The sequence below is a fragment of the Roseovarius sp. MS2 genome (genome assembly GCF_051447875.1).
GTDB lineage: Bacteria > Pseudomonadota > Alphaproteobacteria > Rhodobacterales > Rhodobacteraceae > Roseovarius > Roseovarius mucosus_A.
Genome location: NZ_JBKHVF010000001.1, coordinates 1,875,064 through 1,897,612 on the forward strand (window position 1 = coordinate 1,875,064; position 22,549 = coordinate 1,897,612).

Genomic DNA, 22,549 nt, shown 5'->3' on the forward strand with positions numbered 1-22,549 from the left:
AAGATCTTGGAGGGCCGCAGATAACTGACAGACCGTGTCAGTTGGCCCGTGCTACCCCCTTGCGCCATGCGGCACAGGAGTAAGCAGTGAAAAAGATTATCCTCACCTCAATGGCGGCAGCGGTCGCGCTTTCCACGGGCGCGCGGGCTCAGGATTGTGACCCGTCGGCAGCGACGGCAGCCGGCGTTATCGAGATTGTACAGTTTCGTCTGGCCGAGAGTGTCGAGCGCGAGCACTTTGTGGCGGCGGCGGCAAACACAATGCTGGCTTTGTGCGCTATGGACGGGTTCATCGGCCGTGTCTTGTCAGAAGGCGAGGACGGAATGTGGATGGATCACGTCCGGTGGACCAACTCGGAAGCTGCAAAGACCGCGATGGCCGGTTCCATGGAGAACGAGGCGTTGACGCCGTTCATCATGAGCATCGATCCGAACAGTATGGTACTGTCCTATCATATCCCTCTCGTTTTGAAATGAGGCTATGAGGCGCGCCGATCGCCTGTTTGACATCAATCAGGTCTTTCGAGACGGGCAACTCCACACAGGCGAGCAAATCGCGGATCGGATGGGGGTCTCTCTCAGGACGATCTACCGCGATATCGAAACATTGGCCGGTGCCGGTGTTCCGATTGTTGGCGAGCGTGGGGTCGGATACATCATGAGCGATCCGGTGTTCCTGCCGCCATTGAACATCACACAAAACGAGCTTGAGGTCCTCGAGCTTGGGCTTGCCCTCGTCGCGGCGTCCTTTGGACACAAGATGCGCCCGGTCGGTTCAGGCGCTTAGGCTGTCCCAAGACTGCCTGTGTATTCGCCCCGCGCTGGGTAGTTCTTTTCGATCGCAAAATCGACCGCCCCAAGTAATTCGCGAAAGCTGGGACGCACAAAGGGCATCGACTGCACCGACAGGTAATAGATGGACTGGTCTGTGTTGACAATGAACAGCCCCGGTTCCGAGAACAGCGCAGGCTCTTCGATCCCGATAGAGGTCTTGCCCCGCGAGGTCGAGATGTAGAGGCCCCAGTCCCGCGCCACGGGCAAGGGCAGATCATGGCCAAAGCGCAGCGCGGTTGCGCCGATCTTGTCGGCCATCGCGCGGGCACGATCAGCGCCGTCAGCGCTGATGGCAATCGTCTCGATGCCGCGCTCGGCAAAGGCCGGGGTCTGTTTGTCCAGTTCAGTCAGATAGGTGGCGCAGATCGGGCAGTGCAGGCCCCGGTAAAAGCAGATGACCGTGCCGCGCTGCGGTGTAGCGGTTGCCAGATTGAAAGGGCCGTGATCAAGCGTAGGAACGGTCAGTGCGGGAGCGGTCTGGCGGGGAATGAGCATTGTATCTTCCATTGCAGGGGGATGTTGCATGATGCATTATGGGATTCATGACTGCTGATGTGCCCAATTTTGTTTCCGATCGTCCCATTCTGCGGCAGGATCGGCTATCTTCGCTGATGTCTGCATTGCGGCCCGTCGCCACGCCTTGCGCGGCGGATGATCCACGGGCGGCGCTGGTATTGACCCCGACTTTACTGGTGCTGTTCACCCGCCCCCCAACACGCCGGAACCCGGTGCCTTGGTCGCAACCCGCCTTGAGTGTGCCCTGCCTTTGGCGCAGGTGCTGCATGGCAGCCCCGCCCGTCTGGCAGTTGCCAGAGAAAACTGCCCCGGTCTTGCGGCCTTGGCCGATGTGCTGGTTGCCGAAGCGCAATCCGGGCGTTGCGGATCGCAACTTGCTATGGCCCGCCTGTTCGAGGCGATGCTGGTTCTGGTGCTGCGCCGTGCCATTGACGCAGGTCCGCCGGACCCTGGGTTGCTGGCTGGCCTGTCACACCCGCGCCTGCATCGCGCACTGATTGCCATCCACGCTGCCCCAGCCCGGCCTTGGACCGTCGAAATGCTATCGGCAGAGGCTGGCATGTCGCGATCCCGGTTCATGGCGGATTTCAGCGATTGTCTTGGGACCAGCCCGCTGGCCTATGTAACGCGGTGGCGGTTGGGCCTTGCCCATATCGCCCTGATCCAAGGCGCTTCGATTCCCGTGGCGGCGCGGAGTGTGGGCTATGGAACCACAGCGGGATTTCGCCGGGCATGGCTCCGCCACTTTGGGGATATTCCCTTGGCGGCAGTAGTTTCCGGGCCCGCAGAACACCCCATCTTATAACACGGGCCAGGCAGAATACCGACGGTCAAGCTGCCAAGAGGGCTGCGCAAAAAGCGCTCTCGGTCAAAGTCTAGACACGCCTTATGAGTCGGTTTCGCGCAAAAGCGCCTGATTGGCGATGATCCCAAGAGTTCCGATCACTAACGCGTGATCTCTTTCAAGATGAACGGAAAACCCTCTTCCTGCTTAGACTATCTACTGATAGATAGCTATCACGAAAACAAAACCCTTGGAAAGGATGTCCCATGAAGATCTATGATGTTGAAGGTTTCCCGAACCCCGCCCGCGTTCGGATCGCACTTGCCGAGAAAGGCGCTTTTGAAAATGTCTCATTCATCCCGGTCGACGTGATGGGCGGTGAACATCGCACCGAGGCATTCAAGAAGATCAACCCAGATGCGGCCGTACCTTGCCTCGAACTCGATGATGGCACGCGAATCTCACAGTGCAACGCGATTATCGAGTACATTGACGGCGAATTCGAAAATGGCCCCTCTCTGACAGGCGAAAACCACCGGGAACGCGCAGTTATCTCGATGATGAATATCCGCGCCGAAACCGGGCTGTTGAACGCCGTGGGGAACTACTTTCATCACGCTACCCCCGGCCTTGGTCCCAAACTGGAAGTCTACCAGAATAAAGATTGGGGCCTGAAGCAGCGCGACGTCGCGACGAACACCATGGCGTATCTAGACGAAGTCCTGAGCAAAAACGCCTATGTTGCCGGTGACAAGTTCTCGATGGCTGACATCACGGTTTTCGCTGGGCTGGCATTTGCCGACTTCGCCAAAATTGAGATCCCTGCTAACCTTACCAATCTCGCTGCGTGGCGCAAGAAGATGAACGCGCGGCCCAGTATCGCGGCGTAACTCCCTCTGCAACTCAAGCACAAAGGAACTCACAGATGGAACTGAATGCAGATTTCTCTAAACGCGTTGTTGTGCACTCCAATGCGCTTGAGTGGCAGGCCTCGCCCATGAAAGGCGTTGACCGGCGTATGCTCGACCGGATCGGTGGTGAAGTGGCACGCGCCACGACCATCGTTCGGTATGCGCCGGGCAGCAAGTTCTCTGCCCACACCCATACTGGTGGTGAAGAGTTCATCGTGCTCGATGGTGTTTTCCAGGATGAGCACGGCGACTTCCCCGCAGGGACCTATGTCCGCAATCCTCCTACAACGCAACATACCCCAGGGTCCGAACCGGGTTGCACAATCTTCGTCAAGCTCTGGCAATTCGACATGAATGACCGCAACCAGTTCCGGAAAAACATGGCGGATGAACTTGCCGCTCCGGTCGACGGGGTCGCCACCGCGATCCTGCACGAGGACGCGCGCGAAACAGTCACCTATCGTCATCTTGACGCGGGCGCGTCGCTTGCTCTCGATGCAGAGGGCGGGCTGGAATTGCTCGTGATTGGTGGGGAAATCACCGAAAACGGAAACGAGCTGCACACAGGGTCGTGGCTCCGGCTTCCTGACGGCGGGTCACTGCATGCGGTTGCAGGTGCGAACGGCGCAAAGCTTTGGATAAAGACAGGGCATCTTGTTTACGCACAGCCGCCAGCGGTCTGAGTAATGCCAACCGATCGACCCCTTGCCCTTGTGGCAGGGGCAGGGCTGGCCTTGGTCAGTCCCTGTTTTCCACTTTCGAAGGTGCGGGTCATGAAACGGTCGGAATGGGATGCAGCAGGCCTCTGTCGACCCCTTTGGCATGTCACGAGGTGGATCTTTCCGGCCCTGATCTGGCACAAGATCTAATCGCGCGCATTACTACAAAGCAGGGTCCGCCTATCATTGCCCCTGAGACGACGCTGGAGCGGTCTCAGTGCACAAGCCCTTCAATAGTTCAGAGCGCGGTGCTTTTGGCGCAGTCAATCCGGTGTCGAGATCTCTGCGATCAGCGGCGGTTCAGCCCCGCAGACATGGTGGGCAAATTGCTTGTCAGGCAATTCGCTGGGCATCACCTTTTTCCTAACTACCCTGTCGCTTCACGATGACGCGCATCCCTAAACCAAGGTGAGCCGCTATCTACTGATGGGTTTAATTGTAGTCTTGCACCAGCTTCTATGATCGCTATCTAGTGATAGGTACAAAAGGGACCCAAAGACATGTTTAAGAGTAGAGCCGAGCAAATCCTTGATTATGCTGAGCGCGAAATTCGCAAGAACGGCTTTGATGGGGTCAGCTTTCGCGACATTGCCGAGGCTATCGGGGTAAAGAGCGCTTCAATTCACTACCACTTCCCCACAAAAGCGGAGTTGGGCGCCGAAGTCACAAGCCGCTACGCCAACAGGTTCATAGACTCACTGGGCGCACCCGACGATCCGTCCGAGACCGCAAGCGACCGCTTGTTGCGCCTCGCTGATGGATACATTGAGGCGTATCGCGTAGAAAGCTCGACCTGCCTCTGTGCTGTTCTTGGTTCAATTGCCACGCACCTGCCAGAAGGAACCTCTGATGCGGTGCGAGCATTCTACAACCGGCTACGGGATTGGCTCAGCAAAGCCTTGGCCGGGAACAAGACCACACTTACCCCGAACCTCGTTGTCGCGCTTTTCCAGGGAGCCATGGTCCTGTCTCTGACGACGGGGGACGAGACGCCTTTGCTGGAAGCAAGGCAGCACGTGGTATCATGTGTGGCACAGATTGCTTGATCAGTTTCACGGTTGGAGACGCAAGAACGCTAGGGTTAGCTCAAGCCGGAAAACCGCCACTTAAAGGGACGGTTACAGTCAAGCACATGCCCTTGACGCAGATCTGAGCCCGCGTCTCTTTGCCAATTGTAAACGATATCCTTCCGCTCGGGGTGAGCGCACCGCGCCCTTCCGCAGGAAAGAACACCTGCGGGATCAGAAAGGAACGCTCAGTTTAACACCACAACATTGCCTCCTTCCCGCCGTTCGTGCGGGTGGAGAGTGGACGCCGATCATCACGGCACGCGGGCCCAGTTCTTGAGGGGGCGCAATCCGCATAGTTTGTCCCGGCTGCAACCCCGTTTCGACCAGACAGATGTGCGCCCATCGAGCAGTAAACCACCCCGTTCAACAGACAGTTGATGTTTGTCATGGCCACAGGCTAGATGCCCGAGAGATGCACGTCATACAGGAGCTGCGGATGCCAGGACGGCTGAATGAATCAAGGCTGGCCGAAATCCTCACACGGGAATCCGCGGCTTTCGCATCGCGTACGGCAGGCTCAGCTGCCCTACTTGAAACCGCTCGTGGCGTGATGCCGGATGGGGTTCCGATGGCATGGATGGCGGGGCTTTACCGACATCGACCGATCTTTGTTACCGAAGGATTTGGAAACTGCTTTCGCGATGTCGATGGCAACACCTATCTCGACTTCAATCACGCGGATCTTAGCAACACCGTCGGACATGGCGAAAACGCGGTCACCCGCAGGATTGCACGGCAAGCCGCGCGCGGCATGCAGTTTCTTCTGCCGACCGAAGATGCAATTGCCGTCTCGCAGTTGCTGCGCAACCGTGTCGGCCTGCCGATGTGGCAATACACGCTCAGCGCCTCGGCCGCCAATACCGAGGTTATCCGGATCGCGCGGGCCTTTACCGGCCGGCAAAAGATCGTGCTATTCGAAGGCAAGTATCACGGCCATATCGAGCCCACGATGGCCGAAGGCGGCGCGCCGGGCGCAAATACCGATGCTGCCCCCGATGGCATGGGCATCTCGGCAAGGGCGACGGCAGATACGGTCAACGTGCCGTTCAACGATATTCCGGCGCTGGCGCGGGCACTGCAGGACGGTGATGTCGCGCTTATTCTGACCGAGCCCGCCCTCACTAACTGTTCGCTCGTATTGCCAGAGCCCGGTTTTCTGGAAGAGGCTTACCGGCTGGCAAAAGCGGCGGGCGCGCTCTTTGCGTTGGATGAAACGCACAGTTGGCAATTTGCCTATGGGGGCCTTATCCGGGCGCATGGCCTATCTGCGGATTTTGTGACGCTTGGCAAGGGATTGGGCTCGGGGATGCCGCTTGGGGCCTATGGGATGACGGCAGAACTGGGCGGGTTTGTCGAACGGCACCGGGATGTGGACGTGGCCCAAGTGCGCGGCCTTGCCATTGGAGGTACGACCTATGGCAGTGCCATCACGCTGGCTGCGGCGCGCGCGGTGCTTGAGGATATCCTGACCGAAGCCGCCTATACACGTGTGGCGGTGCTCGGTGCACGGTTGGCGGACGGAATCGAACGCATCATTACCACGCATGGCCTGCCATGGCGGGCCTTCCGTTACGGCCCGCGCTCGGGCTTTTGCCTTGCGCCCGAGCTTCCGCGCAATCTGGACGAAGCTCTTCCATCGCTCGATCAGGCTTTCAGCGACGCTCGGCGCGTCTTCATGGCCAATCGAGGGATATGGGAGGCTATCGCAAGCGCGGGCCCCCAAGTGTCCTTTGTGCATACAGAGGCCGACATCGACCGCTACCTTGAAGTGGCAGAGGACTTCATTGCCGAGGTGTCGGCGGACTGAGTATCGCAGATCTGGTGTGCCCACGCCCGGCACCTCAGCTTTCTGCAGGACATGGGCGAACGCAACGATCCTTGGTCGCAATCTGCGTTCTGAACCGCTGGCCCCAAATCCAGATGCGTTCAGGCGACACGATTGCGGCCTGTTCCAAAAACAATTCCCAGACATTGCGTAAGCTCAGGGCAAACCGATGCTACGCCCAGACGGCATAGGCGGGCATGGGGCGAGGGAACCGGATGACTGCCCGTCAAGGCGACGCTCGACGAACTGCGCGGATCGCCCCTCTATCACAGTCGGTTCAGGCCGGGGACCAAGGCACTTTCGAGAGAATTCATGGTTTCGACACGCCGCCGCAGGCTTGTTCCCAGTCTTCCCAAGTGGGCACCCAATCCCCCGCCAATTGCAGGCGCGTTGATGGCCAGCGCAAAGATCAGATCACGCGTGTCGTTGGGGTCAAAACTGGCCGTAAAACACGGCTCTATTTTTCTTGAATTTAAATTCAAGAAAATCTAACGTTCCGAGTCATGGCGTTCTTGATGCGCTGTCTTCAAAGGAAATCGCGCTGTTGAGGAGATCAGGGCGGTTCCTGCAACCGGAAAGAGGGAGGAGCTTCTTTTGAACGCTTACAGGAAAGAAATACGATCTACCGTCGGGTTCGGCATCGTTTATGTCCTGCTCGGGCATACGGGTCTTTGGGCGGTCATGTTGGGCACGGATAACAGTATCCGGATACTCGGGCTGCCAATCCATTACTTCATCGCCATCACACTTGGTTCGCTTGGCGTGCTGCTGTGGTCGATGGTTTGGTGTCGCTATGCAAACCAGCTCGAGGACGAGATTGAAGCCGAAAACGCCGGATTTTTTCATAGCCGAGAAACAGTTCTCGAAGGATCTGGTGTGCAAGGTAAAGGTCCAGAGACGCTTGCCCTGACGGAGGGCACAAAATGACCCCGGCAGACTGGCAACTTCAAAATATATGGCTTGGTTTGGGGATCACGTCTGCCGTGTTCGGCCTGTATTATGCTGTCGCGCTCTTCAGCAAAAAGAAAACAGCCAACGCGACAGACCTTTACTTGGCAGGCCGTTCCATTGGCCCCTTCGTCAACTCACTTGCTGCGTCATCCACATGGATGAGCGTCGCCACATTTCTGGGCGTGGTGGCCCTGATCCAACAATTACATCTGCCCTTCGTTTACATGTGGGTGCAACTGATCCTGAGCGTTCCTCTACTTGTGATGCTATACGGCGCGTCGCTGTACCGGATGGAAGTGTTCACTTCAGTACACTTTGTCCAGACGCGATACGGGCGCAGCACTGCCTTTCTGGCCGCTGGCTGGATGCTGTTGATCATGCTGATGTATATGGTCGGTCAGTTCATCGGCATCGCCAAGGTGTTCGAGGTTCTGCTTGGGCTGCCATATACTCCGTCTTTGATCCTGTCGGCGCTGGTGATCACGGGCTACATCACAATCGGGGGAATGAAGGGCGCGACATATAACGATGCAATCCAGATGGTGATCATGATGATCGCCCTGCTCGTACCCCTTGCCGCGATCCTCAAGGCGATGGGCGTGCCCGGTTTCTGGTTTCCGCCATTGGGATACGGTAGCCTCACCGATACCTTGCTGGAACGCATCCCGACGTTCTTCGACCTCAAATTCGAGGCCCGTTTCTATGTGGCGTTGTTCGTTGCACTAACAATCGGAACGCTTGGACTTCCGCAGTTGGCACAGCGAGTGCTGACCTCGGAGAACATCAAGTCGGCCCGTCGGGTGGTCCCTTGGTTCTGTCTCTGGGTTGGATTGATGTTTCTGGGCACTTATGCCTTGGGCTTTGCAGGTGTGTATCACTTTGCATTGATTGGGCAGGAACTAACGCCTGAGGCGGCGGACAAGACCACGTTGCTGTTGAATCTGGCGTACAATCCCGATTGGGTTTCAGCCTTTGTCATCGCGGGTGTCTTAGCCGCCGGAGTTTCGACCATTGCTGGCCTGATGATTGGCGTGGCGACGGTGGTCGGCCATGACATCGTCGGCGTTCTGCGTCCACACCTCACTGAGGCAAAACAGCTACGATACGGTTACTTGGCCCTTGCAGGTACTGGAGTGGTGTCGCTTCTGGTGTCGCTCGATCCACCTGCGTTTTTGATTACCTCGATTTTCTGGGCCTTCGGGATGTGCGCCACGGCAATCACCCCAATGGTGGTCTTGGGTGTGTGGTCTACGCGCATCAACTCTTGGGGGGCTTTCACGGGCAGCCTGGTGTCTGGCGCCACCTATATCTTGCTGTCGCCTTACGTCCTGCCCGATTTCTCGGTTGGCACTGGTCTGGTCGCCAAGCTCGGCTTCGCAACCGCGCTGATTTCTGTTCCGGTCGGGTTCATTCTGACGATCTTGGTGTCGTTGGCCGCCGAAAAGTTGAAAGGCGAGGTGGCCGCACAAGAGAGGTATATGGCGCAGGAGCTAGTCGAAAAAATGCATGGCTGGGCACAGGTGACTCGTACCCGCTATGACAGCAGCGAATGGTTGTTTATCCTGGCCGCACTGTGGGCGCCCATTCTGCTGTGGGGCTTGGTGCCGTGGTAAACGCCACGATCTTTACAGAAAGCCGTTGGCAGGCCGTGTTGGGTCTGCCGACGGCGGGGCTCTTGTGGAGCTTTGCCACATTTCTTGCGCATAGCGAACAGGTCGAGGCGCTGGGCGTCGCAAAGATCGAGGCGCTGTTTTACGTCGCGCTGGGTGGCATGGCACAAACTCTGTTGCTCTGGTTGGGGTTCACCGTTGTCATATGGGCAATGACGCGGGCCTTTGGCGGGCGGGTGCCACTGTTGCGCCTGATGACCCTTGTGTCTGCGTCGTCGCTGGCACTCTGGGTCGGGGCGCCTGCCGCCGCCTTCTGGATCAACGGCGCCCCCGGCCACACCGCAATCGCTGCGACGATCTCTCTCATATCTATGGCTTTATTTCTGCATGCGCTGACACGGGGGCTGTCCGCAGATTTGCACTGGTCATTCCTACGCGCGGCCGGCGCAGTCTCGGCTGCATCAGTATTTCTTGCCAGCTTCGCCTTTCTGGCCCTCTAGAACAGCAATCCCAATATCAGGAGAAACGAACATGACTATCGACGCTTTTGTCTTTGACGCCTACGGAACACTCTTTGACGTTCAATCTGTCTCGCAGATCACCAATCAGGAATTCCCCGAGCACGGCGAACTGATCACCCAGGTCTGGCGGCTTAAGCAGTTGGAATACACATGGCTTCGCTCGATGATGGGCAGCTATCGCAGCTTTTGGGATATCACCGAAGAGTCGCTAAACTATACGCTCAACGCCATCAGTGTGACCGCCGAAAAGGCCGTGCGCGACCGGATAATGGACAAATACCTGCATCTTGATCCGCATGTCGATTGCCTGACGGCCCTTGATGCGCTGGAAGGCGTGCCGCTCGCTATCCTGTCGAACGGCAACCAAGAGATACTTGATGCTCTGGTCTCAAACTCTGGGCTCGATGCAAAACTGCAATCCGTCATCAGCATCGACAAGGCCGGTATCTTCAAGCCGCACAAAGATGCCTACGAGTTGGTGGAGGCTGTCCTGAAGGTTAAGCCGGAGAATACGATTTTCGTGTCATCCAACGCTTTTGATGCCTGCGCCGCCAAGAATTTCGGCTTTCGGGTTGCCTGGATTGAACGCGTAACCCCCGAGGCGTTGGCAGAGGAAATTTCTTCTGCCGCGGTGGTTGGCCCGACAACGATGTTCAAACTGCTGCGCATGCAGATGGAAAGCTTTGGGATGGAGCCTGATTACCGACTGAAATCGTTGAATGATCTGGCAGGACTTATCGACCGGGCGGACAAAGCTGCGGCACCCGCGTCGTTGAGGGCATAGGGGCAAAGTGATCAATGAGGGTGCCGCGCGTGGTTGCTGGGACGTTGCCAGTTGGCCATTCGCGGATAGGCGACTATGGCAAGGCCCAAGCTGTGACGGGTTGGAACATGCGCTATGGCCTTGCAGGGACCCGTCCTGTTTTACCGGCCCGCGAACCGCTCAGATCAAACCTTGGTAGGTCCGCCCTCTATACCATCCGCTCGCTTTGCCATAGATAGTGTATACATCTAAGCAAAAGCATTGGGAAATCTGGTATCGGAATGGGCCGTCATAGAGAGTTCGATGAAAAAAAAGTGCTTGATGGCGCGATCGAAGTTTTCTGGCGTCGTGGCTATTCTGGTGCGTCAATTCAGGACGTCTGTGATGCGATGGGGCTAAACCCCGGAAGTGTTTATGCGGCATTCGGCAGCAAGCATGGGCTGTTTCTGGCTGTCATCCGGCGGTACCTGGACAGTATGAACCGTCCGGGCCTTGAATTGCTGGAAACCAACCCATGCGGCCTAGACGGAATTCGCGCCTATTTCGACTTTATCGCGAACGGTATCGTCAACGGAAACCGGCGTTGGGGATGCTTGGGAACAAACGCCTTCGTTGAGCTGAAAGAGGTGGACGACGACGTTGCCCAGCTCATGTTGGATCATCTGACCCGCCTGGAAATCGCCTTTCGCGAGGCATTGCAGCGCGATTCCTTTGAACACCCCGAGAGCCAGGCAAAATATCTTCTGTGCATTGCACAGGGTCTGAACGTCTTTGCCAAGACCTCGCCGAACCGCGAGACGCTTCAAACAATCATCGACGCTTCCATATCTTCGTTGGTTTCACCACGTCTCGCCGCAAACTAGGGTGGTTCTCTGAAGAGGATGAGAATGTATCCGGGCCTTTGGCGCGCCGGTGTGGTCACCACGTGGTTTTGTGATTGCCGCTCGTATGGGCCAAAGTTTCTGACCCTTTCGCCATGTGATCGAATGCGCGCTTTTGTCAGGCCTCAAAAGGCGCGTATTGAGATTTAATGTCTAGACTTAATGAGAGGTGTCACATCATTGATAAAGAGGGCAGGGCGCGGTTATGCGTGCTGTTGAGTGACAGAGAGAGAGGTTTTTCATGCAAACTTTGAAATTCGGCGCTTTGATTGATGTCCCATGGAAGAACGGTGGCGGCGTCACGCGCAGCATCGCGAAGGGCCTGTATCTTGACCAGCCCGCATGGACACTCAGCCGCGCTGATGTTTCTCAGGACGGTCCATTTTCCGATTTCGCGGGTATGGTGCGCATTCTGACCGTGGTCTCTGGCGGGACTATGACACTGGATACACCGACCTCGTCTATCGAGGCCCGCACTTGGGAGCCGATCCGCTTTGACGGGGGGCTGAAAGTTTATGCCCGTTTGGCCAATGGGCCGCTTACCGACCTAAACCTCATGTTTGATCCGCGATCATGTGAAGGAGAGGTTTTGACGCGGCGTGGGCCGCTGATTGGTGATATCACCCGCCCCGATCACGGGCTCATGGTGCTCCATGTCCTTAGTGGAGCACCCGAGATTGATGGGGTGGCGGTTGCCACAGGCGACACCGTGTTTGTCACAACGCCAAACGTCGCGCTGACACTGACAGAAGACGCCGCGCTATTAGAAATCCGCCTGACCTATCCGGATCAAAGCAAGGCCATCAGGCTTTGCATCGCAGAGCGATAGGCGGCGGTGATCGCATCGCGGTGGATGTGTTTGCCCTGTTTGACCGCATGACGCCCCCCTGACCAGACATCTGTTACTATCTCGTCTTTGGCGGCAAAGACCAAGCCATCCAGCAATTGATGTTCCTTCAAGGCGCATAATGCAGGCGCTTCACTATCAACCGCCACCAAATCCGCCCATGCTCCGACCGAGATATCGCCGGTGCCACGCCCCAAAGCCTGCGCACCGCCTTTCGCAGCCCCGCAGTAGAGGGTTTCCCCAACCGAGCCTTCTCCCACAACCAAGACATTGCGCGCGATGTCGCGCAGGCGCTGGGAATATTCCAAGGTGCGCAACTCTTCGGTGAGCGAAATCAGCACATTTGAATCCGAGCCCACTCCAAACGCCCCGCCTGCATTCAGATAGGCTGGCCCGTTAAAGGGGCCATCGCCCAGATTTGCCTCTGTGATCGGGCAAAGCCCTGCGACAGCGCCAGACCTTGCCATGTTCACGGTCTCTGCATCCGTCATGTGGGTGGCGTGGATCAGGCACCAGTCCGCGTTGACCTCTGCATTCGCCAACAACCACTCAACAGGCCGTGCCCCAAGCACTGCTTGGATATCTGCCACTTCTTGGGGTTGTTCCGCGATGTGAATGTGAACCGGCCCCGCTTCATGGGCCGCAAGAACCGTCTTGAGATCATCAGGTGAGGTGGCCCGCAAGGAATGTGGCGCAATACCCACGCGACAATCCTTTGGCAGATCAGCAATGGCGCCTCTGGCCCGCGCGACAAGGTCGTTAAAGCGATCCACGGAGTTGCCAAAACGCGCCTGCCCCGCTGTCAGTGCCATCTGACCAGCCCCCCCGTATGTATAGAGCACTGGCAGGTGGGTCAGCCCGATCCCAGTAGCTGCGGCAGCCGCTGCAATGCGGGCCGAAAGTTCGCCGAGATCCTCGTAGGGCATGCCGCCGGGCTGATGATGTAGATAGTGAAACTCGCCGACGCTGGCGTAACCCGCTTCCTGCATTTCCAGAAAGACAAACGCCGCAATCGCCTCGACATGCTCTGGCGTCAGATGGGCAGTGAAACGGTACATCAGATCACGCCATGTCCAAAAGCTGTCTTTGCCCGCCATCCGGAATTCGGTCATCCCCGCCATCGCACGCTGGAAGCTGTGGCTGTGCAAGTTTGCCAGCGCGGGCAATAGCGTATCAACCGTGGTATCGCCTTGCTTGGTTTTTTGATCTGTTTCGAGCGCGGTGATCCGACCATGCGACACGTCCAAACGGACATTGCTGGCCCACCCCGTTGCAAGCATGGCTCGTCGTGCAAAAATCATTTCACGTCCCTCGGTTTTTATGTATAGACATAAAACATAACTATACATACCATTAAAGTGAAATTTCAGCAGCGGTGGCCCGAAATGACGGAGAATAGCAAAGTTTTTGTGAATTTGAATCTCGCAAGCCTTTGCGACTCAGGCCCTAAGTATGGCTGGATCGAGGATGCAGCAGTTGTCGTTGTCGATGGGTTGATTGACTGGCTCGGCTCACGTGAGGCCTTACCATCGCTTTATAACTCGTTTCCCCAGATTGACCTTGGTGGGCGCGTCGTGACACCGGGTTTGATTGATTGCCACACCCATATCGTCCACGGTGGCAACCGCGCTGTCGAGTTCGAGATGCGCCTCAACGGAGCGAGCTATAAAGATGTCGCGCGGGCGGGTGGCGGAATTGTATCGACGGTAAAGGCCACGCGTGCGGCCACCGACGAAGAATTGTTGACCACCGCACTTGCCCGTGTCGACGTTTTGATCGCCGAAGGTGTCACCTGCATCGAAATCAAATCCGGCTACGGTCTTGATATCGAAACCGAATTGCGGATGTTGCGCGTGGCCCGCGCGATCGGCCACAAGCGCCCCGTTCGGGTCAAAACTACGTTTCTCGGGGCGCATGCCACACCTGCGGACTACGCGGGTCGGGACGATGCTTATATAGATGAGGTCTGCATCCCTGCCTTGCGTGCAGCCCACGCCGAAGCACTGGTCGACGCTGTCGACGGTTTTTGTGAGGGGATCGCGTTCCAGCCTGCTCAGATTGCCCGGGTCTTTCATGTGGCGTGCAGCTTAGGCCTGCCTGTCAAGCTGCATGCAGAGCAACTTTCAAACATTGGCGGCGCGAAACTGGCGGCGGGCTATGGAGCGCTGTCAGCCGATCATATCGAATATCTGGATGAGGCCGGCGTAGAAGCACTGGCGCAAGCTGGGACGGTTGCCGTCATCCTGCCCGGTGCATTCTACACATTGCGAGAGACCCAAGCCCCGCCCATCGCCCTGTTGCGCAAACATGGGGTGCCTATGGCCTTGGCAACAGACATCAACCCCGGTTCCTCCCCATTAAATTCGTTGCTACTGACGCTCAACATGGGCTGCACCTTGTTTCGGATGACCCCCGAAGAAGCTCTGCGCGGCGTCACTCAAAACGCTGCGCGGGCTTTGGGGCTATCCGACGCGGGCACCCTCGCCGTCGGAATGCGCGCCGACATGGCAGTTTGGAACATCAAACACCCTGCCGAACTCTCGTATCGCATCGGCTTTAATCCCCTTCACGCCCGCATTTTCGGAGGGACGTTGTGACCACACTCACCCTCACCCCCGGCGCTGTTACTTTGGATCATCTCGCTGACATCTATTGGAACGAAGCCTCGGTCCGGCTTGATCCGGCCTGCCATCCAGCGATCGAGCGCGCTCATGCGCGGATCGCCAAGGCTGTTGCAGGGACAGATGCGGTATACGGTGTGAATACCGGGTTTGGCAAACTTGCCTCGGTCAAGATTGCGAGCAAAGATACCACAACCCTGCAGCGCAACCTGATCTTGTCCCATTGCTGCGGTGTTGGCCCTGCGATTTCACGACGCGAGACGCGCCTGTTGATGGCTCTCAAATTGCTCAGCTTGGGGCGCGGTGCCTCGGGGGTGCGGTTAGAGGTTGTGGCACAGATTGAGGAGATGCTGGCCAAGGGCGTGACGCCTGTGATCCCGGCGCAAGGCTCTGTTGGTGCCTCGGGGGATCTGGCTCCGCTTGCGCATATGGCGGCTGTCATGATGGGTCATGGCGAGGCCGAGTATCTGGGTAAGATATTGCCCGGTGCCGAAGCTTTGGCCGCAGCTGGTATTGCTCCTCTTGTGCTTGGCCCCAAAGAAGGGCTGGCCTTGATTAATGGCACCCAATTCTCGACGGCCTTTGCGCTTGCGGGCCTTTTCGGCGCATGGCGCGCGGCCCATTCGGCACTGGTCACATCCGCCTTGTCGACTGACGCCATCATGGGGTCTACCGCGCCATTGCAGCCGGAAATCCACGCCCTGCGAGGCCATCCCGGCCAGATACAGGCCGCAGAGACCATGCGCGCCTTGCTGGCCGGATCCGAAATCCGCGAGAGCCACATCGTGGGGGATGCCCGGGTTCAAGACCCCTATTGCATCCGCTGCCAGCCACAGGTGACGGGGGCGGCGATGGATGTGCTGCGCATGGCGGCCCGCACTCTGGGGATCGAGGCGAATGCCGCCACTGATAATCCGCTGGTTTTGATCGAGGCGGATTTGATCGTATCGGGGGGCAACTTTCACGCCGAACCTGTCGGATTTGCCGCCGATATGATCGCGCTCGCGATTGCCGAGATTGGGGCGATTGCGCAACGCCGCGTTGCTCTGATCGTGGACCCGGTGCTCAGTTTCAATCTACCACCGTTCCTCACGCCAAATCCGGGGCTGAACAGTGGCTATATGATTGCCGAGGTCACAACGGCCGCCCTGATGAGCGAAAACAAACATCTGGCAAATCCCTGCGTCACCGATAGCACACCCACCTCTGCCAATCAGGAAGATCACGTCAGCATGGCCGCCCATGGCGCACGCCGTCTGGGAGCAATGAACGAAAATCTCGCACGTATTCTTGGTGTGGAATTGCTCTGCGCCGCGCAAGGCATCGACTTCCGCGCACCGCTCGCTACAAGCGATACGTTGCAACGGGTGGTTGCTCGGGTGCGCCAAGACGTGGCCGCGCTGGGCGAGGACCGCTATCTCGCGCCCGATCTGGAACGCGCCGCCGTGATGATTGCCTCGGGTGACATCGTGAACGCTGCAGGCATCGACATGCCGGAACTCATCGCGTGACCGCCGTTGAAATCCATCAAGGCAAGACGCCGATGACGTTAGGCCTACCGCATACGGGCACCTTTGTGCCGTGGGAAATGTCTGTCGCTTCGATCGCCCGAAGCTGTGGGTTGGAAGATATGGACTGGCACCGTCACAGGTGCCATGACGGTTTGCTATCTGGCGCAAGCTCGGGGCGTGCGACCTTCCACCGGCCCGCTCTAGATACCATCCGTGATCCTTTGGGGGCCTTGCTCTCTCCCGCTCAGAACACCACCGGACTTGTGCCGCTGACCGATTTCGACGGGCATGACATCCGGACGCCTTAGCCGCGTCCACTCAAGCATTTTGACACAGCTGGCCGCCTTGGCCCCACCTCTAGAACCGACCCAGAAAGGCACATCATGACCGATCCGCGCAAGAACACCCGTGACATATACCCGGCAACTGGCACAAAACTGACGGCCAAAAGCTGGCTGACGGAAGCCCCCTTGCGGATGCTGATGAACAACTTGCACCCTGACGTCGCCGAAAACCCGCACGAATTGGTGGTTTACGGTGGCATCGGCCGTGCTGCGCGGACGTGGAAGGACTACGATATGATCGTCGCCTCCCTGCGCGAGTTGGAAGAAGACCAGACCCTGCTGGTGCAATCGGGTAAACCTGTCGGCGTCTTTCAAACCCACAAGGATGCGCCGCGGGTGCTGATCGCCAACTCCAACCTTGTGCCGCATTGGGCCACTTGGGACCACTTCAACGAGTTGGATAAAAAGGGTTTGGCGATGTACGGCCAGATGACCGCGGGATCGTGGATTTACATCGGGTCGCAAGGCATTGTTCAGGGCACCTACGAGACATTTGTCGAGGCTGGCCGCCAGCACTATAACGGCTCTCTCAAAGGCAAATGGATCTTGACTGGTGGTCTTGGCGGAATGGGCGGCGCCCAGCCTTTGGCGGCTGTGATGGCGGGGGCCTGCTGTCTTGCGGTCGAATGTAACCCCGACAGTATCGATTTCCGGCTGCGCACTAGATATGTCGACGAAAAGGCCGAAACCTTGGACGAAGCGCTGGCCATGATCCAGCGCTGGACCGCTGCGGGCGAGGCAAAATCGGTCGGTCTACTGGGCAATGCTGCGGATGTGTTTCCCGAGTTGGTGAAGCGCGGCATTCGACCCGACATCGTCACAGACCAGACATCCGCCCATGACCCGATCAACGGATACTTGCCCCAAGGCTGGACCATGGCGCAGTGGAAAGAGAAGCGTGAAAGCGCCCCGAAAGAAGTTGAAAAGGCCGCGCGCGCCAGCATGAAAGTGCAGGTTAAAGCCATGTGCGATTTTCATATATCAGGTGTCCCGACTGTCGATTACGGCAACAACATCCGCCAGATGGCGCAGGAAGAAGGTCTGGACAACGCGTTCGACTTCCCCGGCTTTGTTCCCGCCTATATCCGCCCGCTGTTTTGCCGCGGGGTCGGCCCGTTTCGTTGGGCGGCACTGTCTGGCGATCCCGAAGACATCTATAAAACAGATGCCAAGGTGAAGGAAATTCTGTCCGAGGACAAACATCTGCACAACTGGCTGGACATGGCCCGCGAACGGATCGCCTTTCAGGGCCTGCCTGCCCGCATTTGCTGGGTCGGTCTGGGGGTGCGTCACAAGCTGGGGCTGGCCTTTAACGAGATGGTGCGCAACGGCGAGCTTTCCGCTCCCATCGTCATCGGGCGTGACCATCTGGATTCAGGCTCGGTGGCATCGCCCAACCGCGAAACCGAGGCGATGAAAGACGGCTCGGACGCTGTGTCGGACTGGCCTTTGCTCAACGCTCTTTTGAACACCGCTTCAGGAGCAACGTGGGTATCCTTGCATCACGGTGGTGGCGTAGGCATGGGGTTCTCGCAACATTCCGGCATGGTGATCTGCTGTGATGGCACCGAGGATGCAGACCGCAGGATCGCGCGCGTGCTTTGGAACGATCCGGCGACTGGCGTTATGCGCCACGCCGATGCGGGATACGAAGACGCGCTCGACTGTGCCCGCGAAAATGGGCTGAACCTGCCCGGCATTCTTTGACGATCACCTGCGCTGCCGCGTCACGGCGGCAGCGCAGGCCCAGCCTAGTAGCGAGACGTCAGGCGATGGCCGGGGCGGTATGAGAAACGCACATAGGTCACCGCGTCGCTTTCCCACCATGTCGAGCGTTCGATATTGAACACCGGATCTCCTACCGAGCATGCCAGATAATCCGCCAAACTCTGATCTGCCGATCCGGCTGACAGGTTGATTTCGGCTTCAGAGAACGGGATCGTTGCGACCAACCATTCGCTTGGGCCGCATTCTGAGAAATCGACAAATTCCGCTGCTGGCAGAGCGGTCAGATTGATCCACCTGTCTTCGTGCTCATAAGGGATACAGTCAGCGTAATGCATGCACACAAGATGCAGCACTCTGCCTTCCTCCGGCAATTTGAGCCGCGCGCGTAACCAGTCTGGTGCCACTTCGACAACGCGGCTGGACAATGAATACCGATAGGACGCGCCCTTATCCTCAATCTCGTCGCGCACAAGTGGAATGTCAAAGCGGGCCTGCCGGATTGGTGACATGCGCACGCGCGTGCCGGCTTTGCGCCGTCGTTCGATGATCCCCTCGTCAGAGAGTTCGCGCATCGCCCTGTTCACTGTCGCGCGCGCACAGCCATAAGTCTCGGCAAGATCGACTTCGTTTGGCACCAAATTGCCTGGTGCCCAATCGCCCTTTATAATCTTGCCGAGAATGTCGGCTTTGACCTCTTTGTAAGTGACTTTCATAACTGAGTACTTCTCATGCCTTGCGACTATTTCATTTGCACCTTCGCAGATTTCTCGCCCGGGTACGGATTGACCCAGCCTGTGAAAACCGGTTGCAAAATAAAGACTAAGTGGTCTCACAGGTGTGCTGCGCTTACCGCCGGACACCTGTTCTCCTCATAGTGATGTTAATCCAGACATCTGACATTGCCAAGTTACCTGATCCAGGGTCCGAGCGCGTGGCTGGGCCTAGGTTTTGTGATCATCTGACCGGTGAAATCCGGCCAGCCTGCATTAAGCCACCTTGCTCAGTTCGGTCGATCCCCAAGGCGTTTTGCAGCAGAAAAAGCGGCATGGGCCGACAAACCACGCCAATACGACTGGTTTTCTAATCAGTTATCAAGAGATTGCCGACGCATCGCGTCTCAACTCAGGTTTCCATCAATCTACCATTTTTATAAATTAAAATCATAAAATTAATATGTTTTTATAATGAGTTTTGCCATGGTACCCCGCTCCTGATATCCAACGGAGCATCCCATGATCACCACAATATCCCCCCGCCAACAGGCCCTCGGGTTTGGGCATTTCATCACGCGCAACGCGTTTGGGGTGGTTATTGCCGTGGGGATTACGGGGCTTGCAGCCCTGCTGCACCATCTTGGGCTGGCCACGACAATCGGGCTTCCGATCTTGTCCATTTTGATCGCCATGGTGATCGGCAATGCGATCCCCGCCCCCAAAGCAAGCCTGCCCGGTTTGCAAATCGCGTCTCGCCCCCTGCTGCGCTTTGGGATTATCCTGCTCGGCTTGCAGGTCACGCTCGGCGATATGTTGGCCTTGGGCTTGTTGCCCTTGGCGGCGTTGGTGGCGCTGGTAATGGGGACAATGGGGTTTACCGTCTGGGTGGGCCGCCTTTTAGGTGTTGAAAAATCCCTAACCGTGCTGATCGCTTCGGGCACTTCAATCTGCGGGGCCTCTGCGGTGCTGGCAACCGCATCCACCATTTCCGCCAAAGACGAAGACGTGGCCTACGGCGTTGCAATGGTCACCTTGTTCGGCTCTGTCGCAATGACGCTTTTGCCGATGACCAGCGCCTATTTGAACTTTGGCCCGATGGTCCACGGCTTCTGGACGGGCGGTACGATCCACGAGGTCGCCCAAGCCGTTGCCGCTGCGTTTCAACACGACGAGGATGCCGGAGCCGTCGGAACGATGGTCAAGCTGGCACGCGTGCTGATGCTGGTGCCGGTCTTGCTGCTGGTGGGTGCGCTGTTTAACAAGGGCCACCAAGACGCCTCCAGCAAGCGCGCGCCCTTTCCCATGTTCGTGCTGGGTTTCATGGCCATGGTTGGGGTCAATTCTGTTCTGGATATCCCCGCTGATCTGCGGGCCCACTTTGCCACGCTGACCGCCTGTATCCTTGCCACATCGCTGGCGGCGATCGGCTTTCAAACCCGCTTCCCCGCCCTTTTGGCCCGTGGTCCGCGCCCATTGGTGTTGGCGGCTGTGTCCTGCTGTTTTGTTTCAGGCGCTGGCCTCTTGCTGGCCCTTGCCCTCTTCCCGTAAACCGCTGGCATGACACTTGAACAACTTCGCATCTTTGTTGCAGTGGCCACGGAGCTGAACATGACCCGCGCCGCCGAAGTGCTGCGCTTGTCGCAATCCGCTGTCAGCGCTGCGGTTTCCGCGCTGGAACGACGCCATGATGTGCAACTTTTTGACCGGGTGGGGCGCGGCATCGCCTTGACCCCCGCCGGAGCTGTGTTTCTGACCGAGGCCAAAGACATCCTGAACCGCAGCCAACAAGCCGAACGGGTTCTCGAAGACCTTAGCACTCTACGCCGAGGTTCAATCCAACTGGTCGCCAGTCAGACCGTGGGAAATTACTGGCTGCCTCGCCAATTGATGAGCTTCCATTCCAGCAATCCCGACATCGACCTCTCGGTCGAAATCACCAATTCGGATCGGGTGATGGACTGGATCACCTCAGGCAAAGCCGAATTGGGCTTTATCGAATCCCCCGTCACCATGGACGGGCTGGAGGCCACGCAAGTCGGAACTGACCAGATGGTTCTCATCGGCTCCCGCGAGATTGGCCTGCAGATCGACCGCGCCATGCTGATGAGCCTGCCTTGGGTGATCCGCGAAGAAGGCTCTGGCACCCGCGCCATGCTGCTGGAATTCCTGAGCCATTACAGGCTGACCCTGTCGGACATTCGCATCGCATTGGTGCTGCCCAGCAACGAGGCGATCGCGAGCGCTGTCTCTGACGGGCTGGGCGTTGCCTTAATGTCGCGTCTTGCGGCGGGGTTTCTAGGCCAATCCTCCGAGATCGCCATTCGACCATCCCCCCAGCCAGACCGCGCCTTGACGATGGTGCTATCCACACAGCGCCATCGCAGCAGTGCGGTGCAGGCCTTTGTCCGTCAAATCAAAGCTGGTTCCAATCCCGCTTTGATCTGACGGCACGCATGTAGAACTGTTCTGAATACTTGAAGCGCTAAGCCCCGGCCCCCCCAGAAGCCACCCGAAGGTGAACAAGAGAGCCCCAGATGATTGCCTGCTCGCGAATGTATAATCTGAATCCTGCCCTGAGCAGTCACTGGCGCAGTTTGTTTGAACACACAGCCGCTATCGCTGGGGTGCCATTGGATGTGATCGACTACGCAGCGCCCGCCCCGCTTGATCTGCTGTGGGCCCGCACGGATCTGGCCTGCGTGTTCATGTGCGGCTGGCCCTTTCAGCGTGCCACCCGCGCATTTCAGATCGTCGCGGCCCCAATTCCCGAATACCACGCAACGCTGCACCCGCTGACAGGGCCGCAGTATTGCACCAATCTGGTGGTGTCGGATGCAGCCCCTTTTAACCGCCTGCAAGACACGTTTGGCGGGCGGATTGCCTGGACAGATCGTGGCTCGCACTCGGGTTTCAACGCCCCGCGCAAACTGTTGCTGGATCACCTGAACGGGCAGGAACGCCTTTATTCTGAAAGCATCGGTCCGGTTGTCACCCCCCGCGCTTCGTTGAATAGCATTCTAGAGGGCCGCGCTGATGTTGCCCCGCTCGACAGTTATTTTCACAGCCTGCTGGCCCGCCATGAACCGGACACCGCGCGCCGTATTCGGGTCATTGCCCAGACGCCAGCCTCGCCCATACCGCTGCTGGTGGCCGCCCCAGAAATTGCCCCAGAAATCGTTGCCAAGTTAGGCGAGGCCTTTGCCCAAGCCGCCGATTCACCGCAACTGGCCCCTTACCTGAAAGACCTGTGCCTGAGCGGGTTTGCGATCCCAAGCCGCAAAGACTATGCCGTTACCGACCAGTGGCACGCCGAGGCAATGGCCGCAGGCTATCACGAGCCCTGCTGATCCAGACAGAAAAAGGGCACCAATGGTGCCCTTTCTTTACGCCAAGACGCTCTG

The 22,549-nt window shown here is 57.9% G+C and carries 23 protein-coding genes; 20 read left to right on the forward strand and 3 right to left on the reverse strand.

The window, feature by feature from the left end; genetic code table 11:
* Nucleotides 1-86 precede the first annotated feature (86 nt).
* Together ACLGGT_RS09275 and ACLGGT_RS09280 are read left to right on the forward strand one after the other, a co-directional pair.
* Nucleotides 87-476, forward strand: a complete 390-nt coding sequence (locus ACLGGT_RS09275) for a hypothetical protein (protein WP_008283092.1) — start codon at nt 87-89, stop codon at nt 474-476.
* A 4-nt stretch (nt 477-480) separates the two neighbouring features.
* Nucleotides 481-786 carry a helix-turn-helix transcriptional regulator gene (locus tag ACLGGT_RS09280; RefSeq protein WP_437195810.1) on the forward strand — a complete coding sequence of 102 codons (306 nt, stop codon included), beginning with the start codon at nt 481-483 and terminating at the stop codon, nt 784-786.
* Here ACLGGT_RS09280 and ACLGGT_RS09285 read toward each other — a convergent pair.
* Nucleotides 783-1,328 carry a peroxiredoxin-like family protein gene (locus ACLGGT_RS09285; RefSeq protein WP_151976917.1) on the reverse strand — a complete coding sequence of 182 codons (546 nt, stop codon included), beginning with the start codon at nt 1,326-1,328 and terminating at the stop codon, nt 783-785. The genes ACLGGT_RS09280 and ACLGGT_RS09285 overlap by 4 nt on opposite strands.
* Before the next feature lie 238 nt (nt 1,329-1,566).
* Between ACLGGT_RS09285 and ACLGGT_RS09290 the strand changes: the two genes are divergently transcribed.
* The 11 genes from ACLGGT_RS09290 to ACLGGT_RS09340 all read left to right on the forward strand — a co-directional run bounded on the left by ACLGGT_RS09290 (nt 1,567) and on the right by ACLGGT_RS09340 (nt 12,213).
* Nucleotides 1,567-2,154 carry a helix-turn-helix domain-containing protein gene (locus ACLGGT_RS09290; RefSeq protein WP_437195811.1) on the forward strand — a complete coding sequence of 196 codons (588 nt, stop codon included), beginning with the start codon at nt 1,567-1,569 and terminating at the stop codon, nt 2,152-2,154.
* A 245-nt stretch (nt 2,155-2,399) separates the two neighbouring features.
* On the forward strand, nt 2,400-3,023 hold the full coding sequence (locus ACLGGT_RS09295) for a glutathione S-transferase family protein (protein ID WP_008283096.1): 624 nt from the start codon (nt 2,400-2,402) through the stop codon (nt 3,021-3,023).
* Nucleotides 3,024-3,058: 35 nt separating this feature from the next.
* Nucleotides 3,059-3,727 carry a cupin domain-containing protein gene (locus ACLGGT_RS09300; RefSeq protein WP_437195812.1) on the forward strand — a complete coding sequence of 223 codons (669 nt, stop codon included), beginning with the start codon at nt 3,059-3,061 and terminating at the stop codon, nt 3,725-3,727.
* Nucleotides 3,728-4,263: 536 nt separating this feature from the next.
* Complete coding sequence (locus tag ACLGGT_RS09305) at nt 4,264-4,809, forward strand: TetR/AcrR family transcriptional regulator (protein ID WP_008283099.1); 546 nt, start codon at nt 4,264-4,266, stop codon at nt 4,807-4,809.
* Nucleotides 4,810-5,269: 460 nt separating this feature from the next.
* Nucleotides 5,270-6,640 (forward strand): aminotransferase class III-fold pyridoxal phosphate-dependent enzyme, encoded by a 1,371-nt coding sequence (locus ACLGGT_RS09310; RefSeq protein ID WP_437195813.1) that lies wholly within the window; start codon nt 5,270-5,272, stop codon nt 6,638-6,640.
* A 612-nt stretch (nt 6,641-7,252) separates the two neighbouring features.
* Nucleotides 7,253-7,585, forward strand: a complete 333-nt coding sequence (locus ACLGGT_RS09315; RefSeq protein ID WP_437195814.1) for a hypothetical protein — start codon at nt 7,253-7,255, stop codon at nt 7,583-7,585.
* Nucleotides 7,582-9,222, forward strand: coding sequence for a sodium:solute symporter family protein (locus ACLGGT_RS09320; protein ID WP_437195815.1), 1,641 nt, complete (start codon nt 7,582-7,584; stop codon nt 9,220-9,222). The genes ACLGGT_RS09315 and ACLGGT_RS09320 overlap by 4 nt, the downstream gene beginning before the upstream one ends.
* Nucleotides 9,183-9,719, forward strand: coding sequence for a hypothetical protein (locus tag ACLGGT_RS09325; RefSeq protein WP_217521289.1), 537 nt, complete (start codon nt 9,183-9,185; stop codon nt 9,717-9,719). Before ACLGGT_RS09320 ends, ACLGGT_RS09325 begins: the two co-directional genes overlap by 40 nt.
* A 31-nt stretch (nt 9,720-9,750) precedes the next feature.
* Entirely contained in the window at nt 9,751-10,524 is a 774-nt protein-coding gene (locus ACLGGT_RS09330) for a haloacid dehalogenase type II (protein ID WP_437195818.1), read from the forward strand.
* A gap of 260 nt (nt 10,525-10,784) precedes the next feature.
* Nucleotides 10,785-11,366, forward strand: coding sequence for a TetR/AcrR family transcriptional regulator (locus ACLGGT_RS09335; RefSeq protein WP_437195820.1), 582 nt, complete (start codon nt 10,785-10,787; stop codon nt 11,364-11,366).
* 259 nt (nt 11,367-11,625) lie between these two features.
* Nucleotides 11,626-12,213, forward strand: a complete 588-nt coding sequence (locus ACLGGT_RS09340) for a HutD/Ves family protein (RefSeq protein ID WP_437195822.1) — start codon at nt 11,626-11,628, stop codon at nt 12,211-12,213.
* On the opposite strand, the gene ACLGGT_RS09345 is transcribed toward ACLGGT_RS09340, so the two are convergent.
* Nucleotides 12,174-13,532, reverse strand: coding sequence for a formimidoylglutamate deiminase (locus tag ACLGGT_RS09345; RefSeq protein WP_437195824.1), 1,359 nt, complete (start codon nt 13,530-13,532; stop codon nt 12,174-12,176). The genes ACLGGT_RS09340 and ACLGGT_RS09345 overlap by 40 nt on opposite strands.
* Before the next feature lie 84 nt (nt 13,533-13,616).
* Between ACLGGT_RS09345 and hutI the strand changes: the two genes are divergently transcribed.
* The 4 genes from hutI to hutU all read left to right on the forward strand — a co-directional run bounded on the left by hutI (nt 13,617) and on the right by hutU (nt 18,414).
* Complete coding sequence (gene hutI / locus ACLGGT_RS09350; RefSeq protein ID WP_437195825.1) at nt 13,617-14,828, forward strand: imidazolonepropionase; 1,212 nt, start codon at nt 13,617-13,619, stop codon at nt 14,826-14,828.
* Nucleotides 14,825-16,363 carry a histidine ammonia-lyase gene (hutH, locus tag ACLGGT_RS09355; protein WP_437195826.1) on the forward strand — a complete coding sequence of 513 codons (1,539 nt, stop codon included), beginning with the start codon at nt 14,825-14,827 and terminating at the stop codon, nt 16,361-16,363. The genes hutI and hutH overlap by 4 nt, the downstream gene beginning before the upstream one ends.
* On the forward strand, nt 16,360-16,671 hold the full coding sequence (locus tag ACLGGT_RS09360) for an N-formylglutamate amidohydrolase (RefSeq protein WP_157667274.1): 312 nt from the start codon (nt 16,360-16,362) through the stop codon (nt 16,669-16,671). The genes hutH and ACLGGT_RS09360 overlap by 4 nt, the downstream gene beginning before the upstream one ends.
* A 75-nt stretch (nt 16,672-16,746) precedes the next feature.
* Nucleotides 16,747-18,414, forward strand: coding sequence for a urocanate hydratase (gene hutU / locus ACLGGT_RS09365; protein ID WP_008283110.1), 1,668 nt, complete (start codon nt 16,747-16,749; stop codon nt 18,412-18,414).
* Between the two features lie 44 nt (nt 18,415-18,458).
* Here the strand turns inward: hutU and ACLGGT_RS09370 are convergent, their stop codons facing one another.
* Nucleotides 18,459-19,148, reverse strand: coding sequence for a UTRA domain-containing protein (locus ACLGGT_RS09370; RefSeq protein WP_008283111.1), 690 nt, complete (start codon nt 19,146-19,148; stop codon nt 18,459-18,461).
* A 519-nt stretch (nt 19,149-19,667) separates the two neighbouring features.
* Here ACLGGT_RS09370 and ACLGGT_RS09375 point away from each other — a divergent pair.
* From ACLGGT_RS09375 to ACLGGT_RS09385, 3 genes are all read left to right on the forward strand, one after another.
* Complete coding sequence (locus ACLGGT_RS09375) at nt 19,668-20,696, forward strand: YeiH family protein (RefSeq protein WP_422002996.1); 1,029 nt, start codon at nt 19,668-19,670, stop codon at nt 20,694-20,696.
* Between the two features lie 9 nt (nt 20,697-20,705).
* Nucleotides 20,706-21,593 (forward strand): LysR substrate-binding domain-containing protein, encoded by an 888-nt coding sequence (locus ACLGGT_RS09380; RefSeq protein ID WP_422002994.1) that lies wholly within the window; start codon nt 20,706-20,708, stop codon nt 21,591-21,593.
* Between the two features lie 89 nt (nt 21,594-21,682).
* Nucleotides 21,683-22,495, forward strand: coding sequence for a phosphate/phosphite/phosphonate ABC transporter substrate-binding protein (locus ACLGGT_RS09385; protein WP_437195827.1), 813 nt, complete (start codon nt 21,683-21,685; stop codon nt 22,493-22,495).
* Nucleotides 22,496-22,549 lie beyond the last annotated feature (54 nt).

Excerpts from the sequence above, each read along its gene's own strand:
- ACLGGT_RS09345 (WP_437195824.1), bottom strand. The coding sequence starts at position 13,532 with ATGATTTTTGCACGACGAGCCATGCTTGCAACGGGGTGGGCCAGCAAT.
- ACLGGT_RS09375 (WP_422002996.1), top strand. The coding sequence starts at position 19,668 with ATGATCACCACAATATCCCCCCGCCAACAGGCCCTCGGGTTTGGGCAT.
- ACLGGT_RS09300 (WP_437195812.1), top strand. The coding sequence starts at position 3,059 with ATGGAACTGAATGCAGATTTCTCTAAACGCGTTGTTGTGCACTCCAAT.
- ACLGGT_RS09340 (WP_437195822.1), top strand. The coding sequence starts at position 11,626 with ATGCAAACTTTGAAATTCGGCGCTTTGATTGATGTCCCATGGAAGAAC.
- ACLGGT_RS09385 (WP_437195827.1), top strand. The coding sequence starts at position 21,683 with ATGATTGCCTGCTCGCGAATGTATAATCTGAATCCTGCCCTGAGCAGT.
- ACLGGT_RS09335 (WP_437195820.1), top strand. The coding sequence starts at position 10,785 with ATGGGCCGTCATAGAGAGTTCGATGAAAAAAAAGTGCTTGATGGCGCG.
- ACLGGT_RS09280 (WP_437195810.1), top strand. The coding sequence starts at position 481 with ATGAGGCGCGCCGATCGCCTGTTTGACATCAATCAGGTCTTTCGAGAC.
- ACLGGT_RS09330 (WP_437195818.1), top strand. The coding sequence starts at position 9,751 with ATGACTATCGACGCTTTTGTCTTTGACGCCTACGGAACACTCTTTGAC.
- ACLGGT_RS09285 (WP_151976917.1), bottom strand. The coding sequence starts at position 1,328 with ATGCTCATTCCCCGCCAGACCGCTCCCGCACTGACCGTTCCTACGCTT.
- ACLGGT_RS09295 (WP_008283096.1), top strand. The coding sequence starts at position 2,400 with ATGAAGATCTATGATGTTGAAGGTTTCCCGAACCCCGCCCGCGTTCGG.
- ACLGGT_RS09320 (WP_437195815.1), top strand. The coding sequence starts at position 7,582 with ATGACCCCGGCAGACTGGCAACTTCAAAATATATGGCTTGGTTTGGGG.
- hutU (WP_008283110.1), top strand. The coding sequence starts at position 16,747 with ATGACCGATCCGCGCAAGAACACCCGTGACATATACCCGGCAACTGGC.
- ACLGGT_RS09310 (WP_437195813.1), top strand. The coding sequence starts at position 5,270 with ATGCCAGGACGGCTGAATGAATCAAGGCTGGCCGAAATCCTCACACGG.
- ACLGGT_RS09380 (WP_422002994.1), top strand. The coding sequence starts at position 20,706 with ATGACACTTGAACAACTTCGCATCTTTGTTGCAGTGGCCACGGAGCTG.
- ACLGGT_RS09305 (WP_008283099.1), top strand. The coding sequence starts at position 4,264 with ATGTTTAAGAGTAGAGCCGAGCAAATCCTTGATTATGCTGAGCGCGAA.
- hutI (WP_437195825.1), top strand. The coding sequence starts at position 13,617 with ATGACGGAGAATAGCAAAGTTTTTGTGAATTTGAATCTCGCAAGCCTT.
- ACLGGT_RS09370 (WP_008283111.1), bottom strand. The coding sequence starts at position 19,148 with ATGAAAGTCACTTACAAAGAGGTCAAAGCCGACATTCTCGGCAAGATT.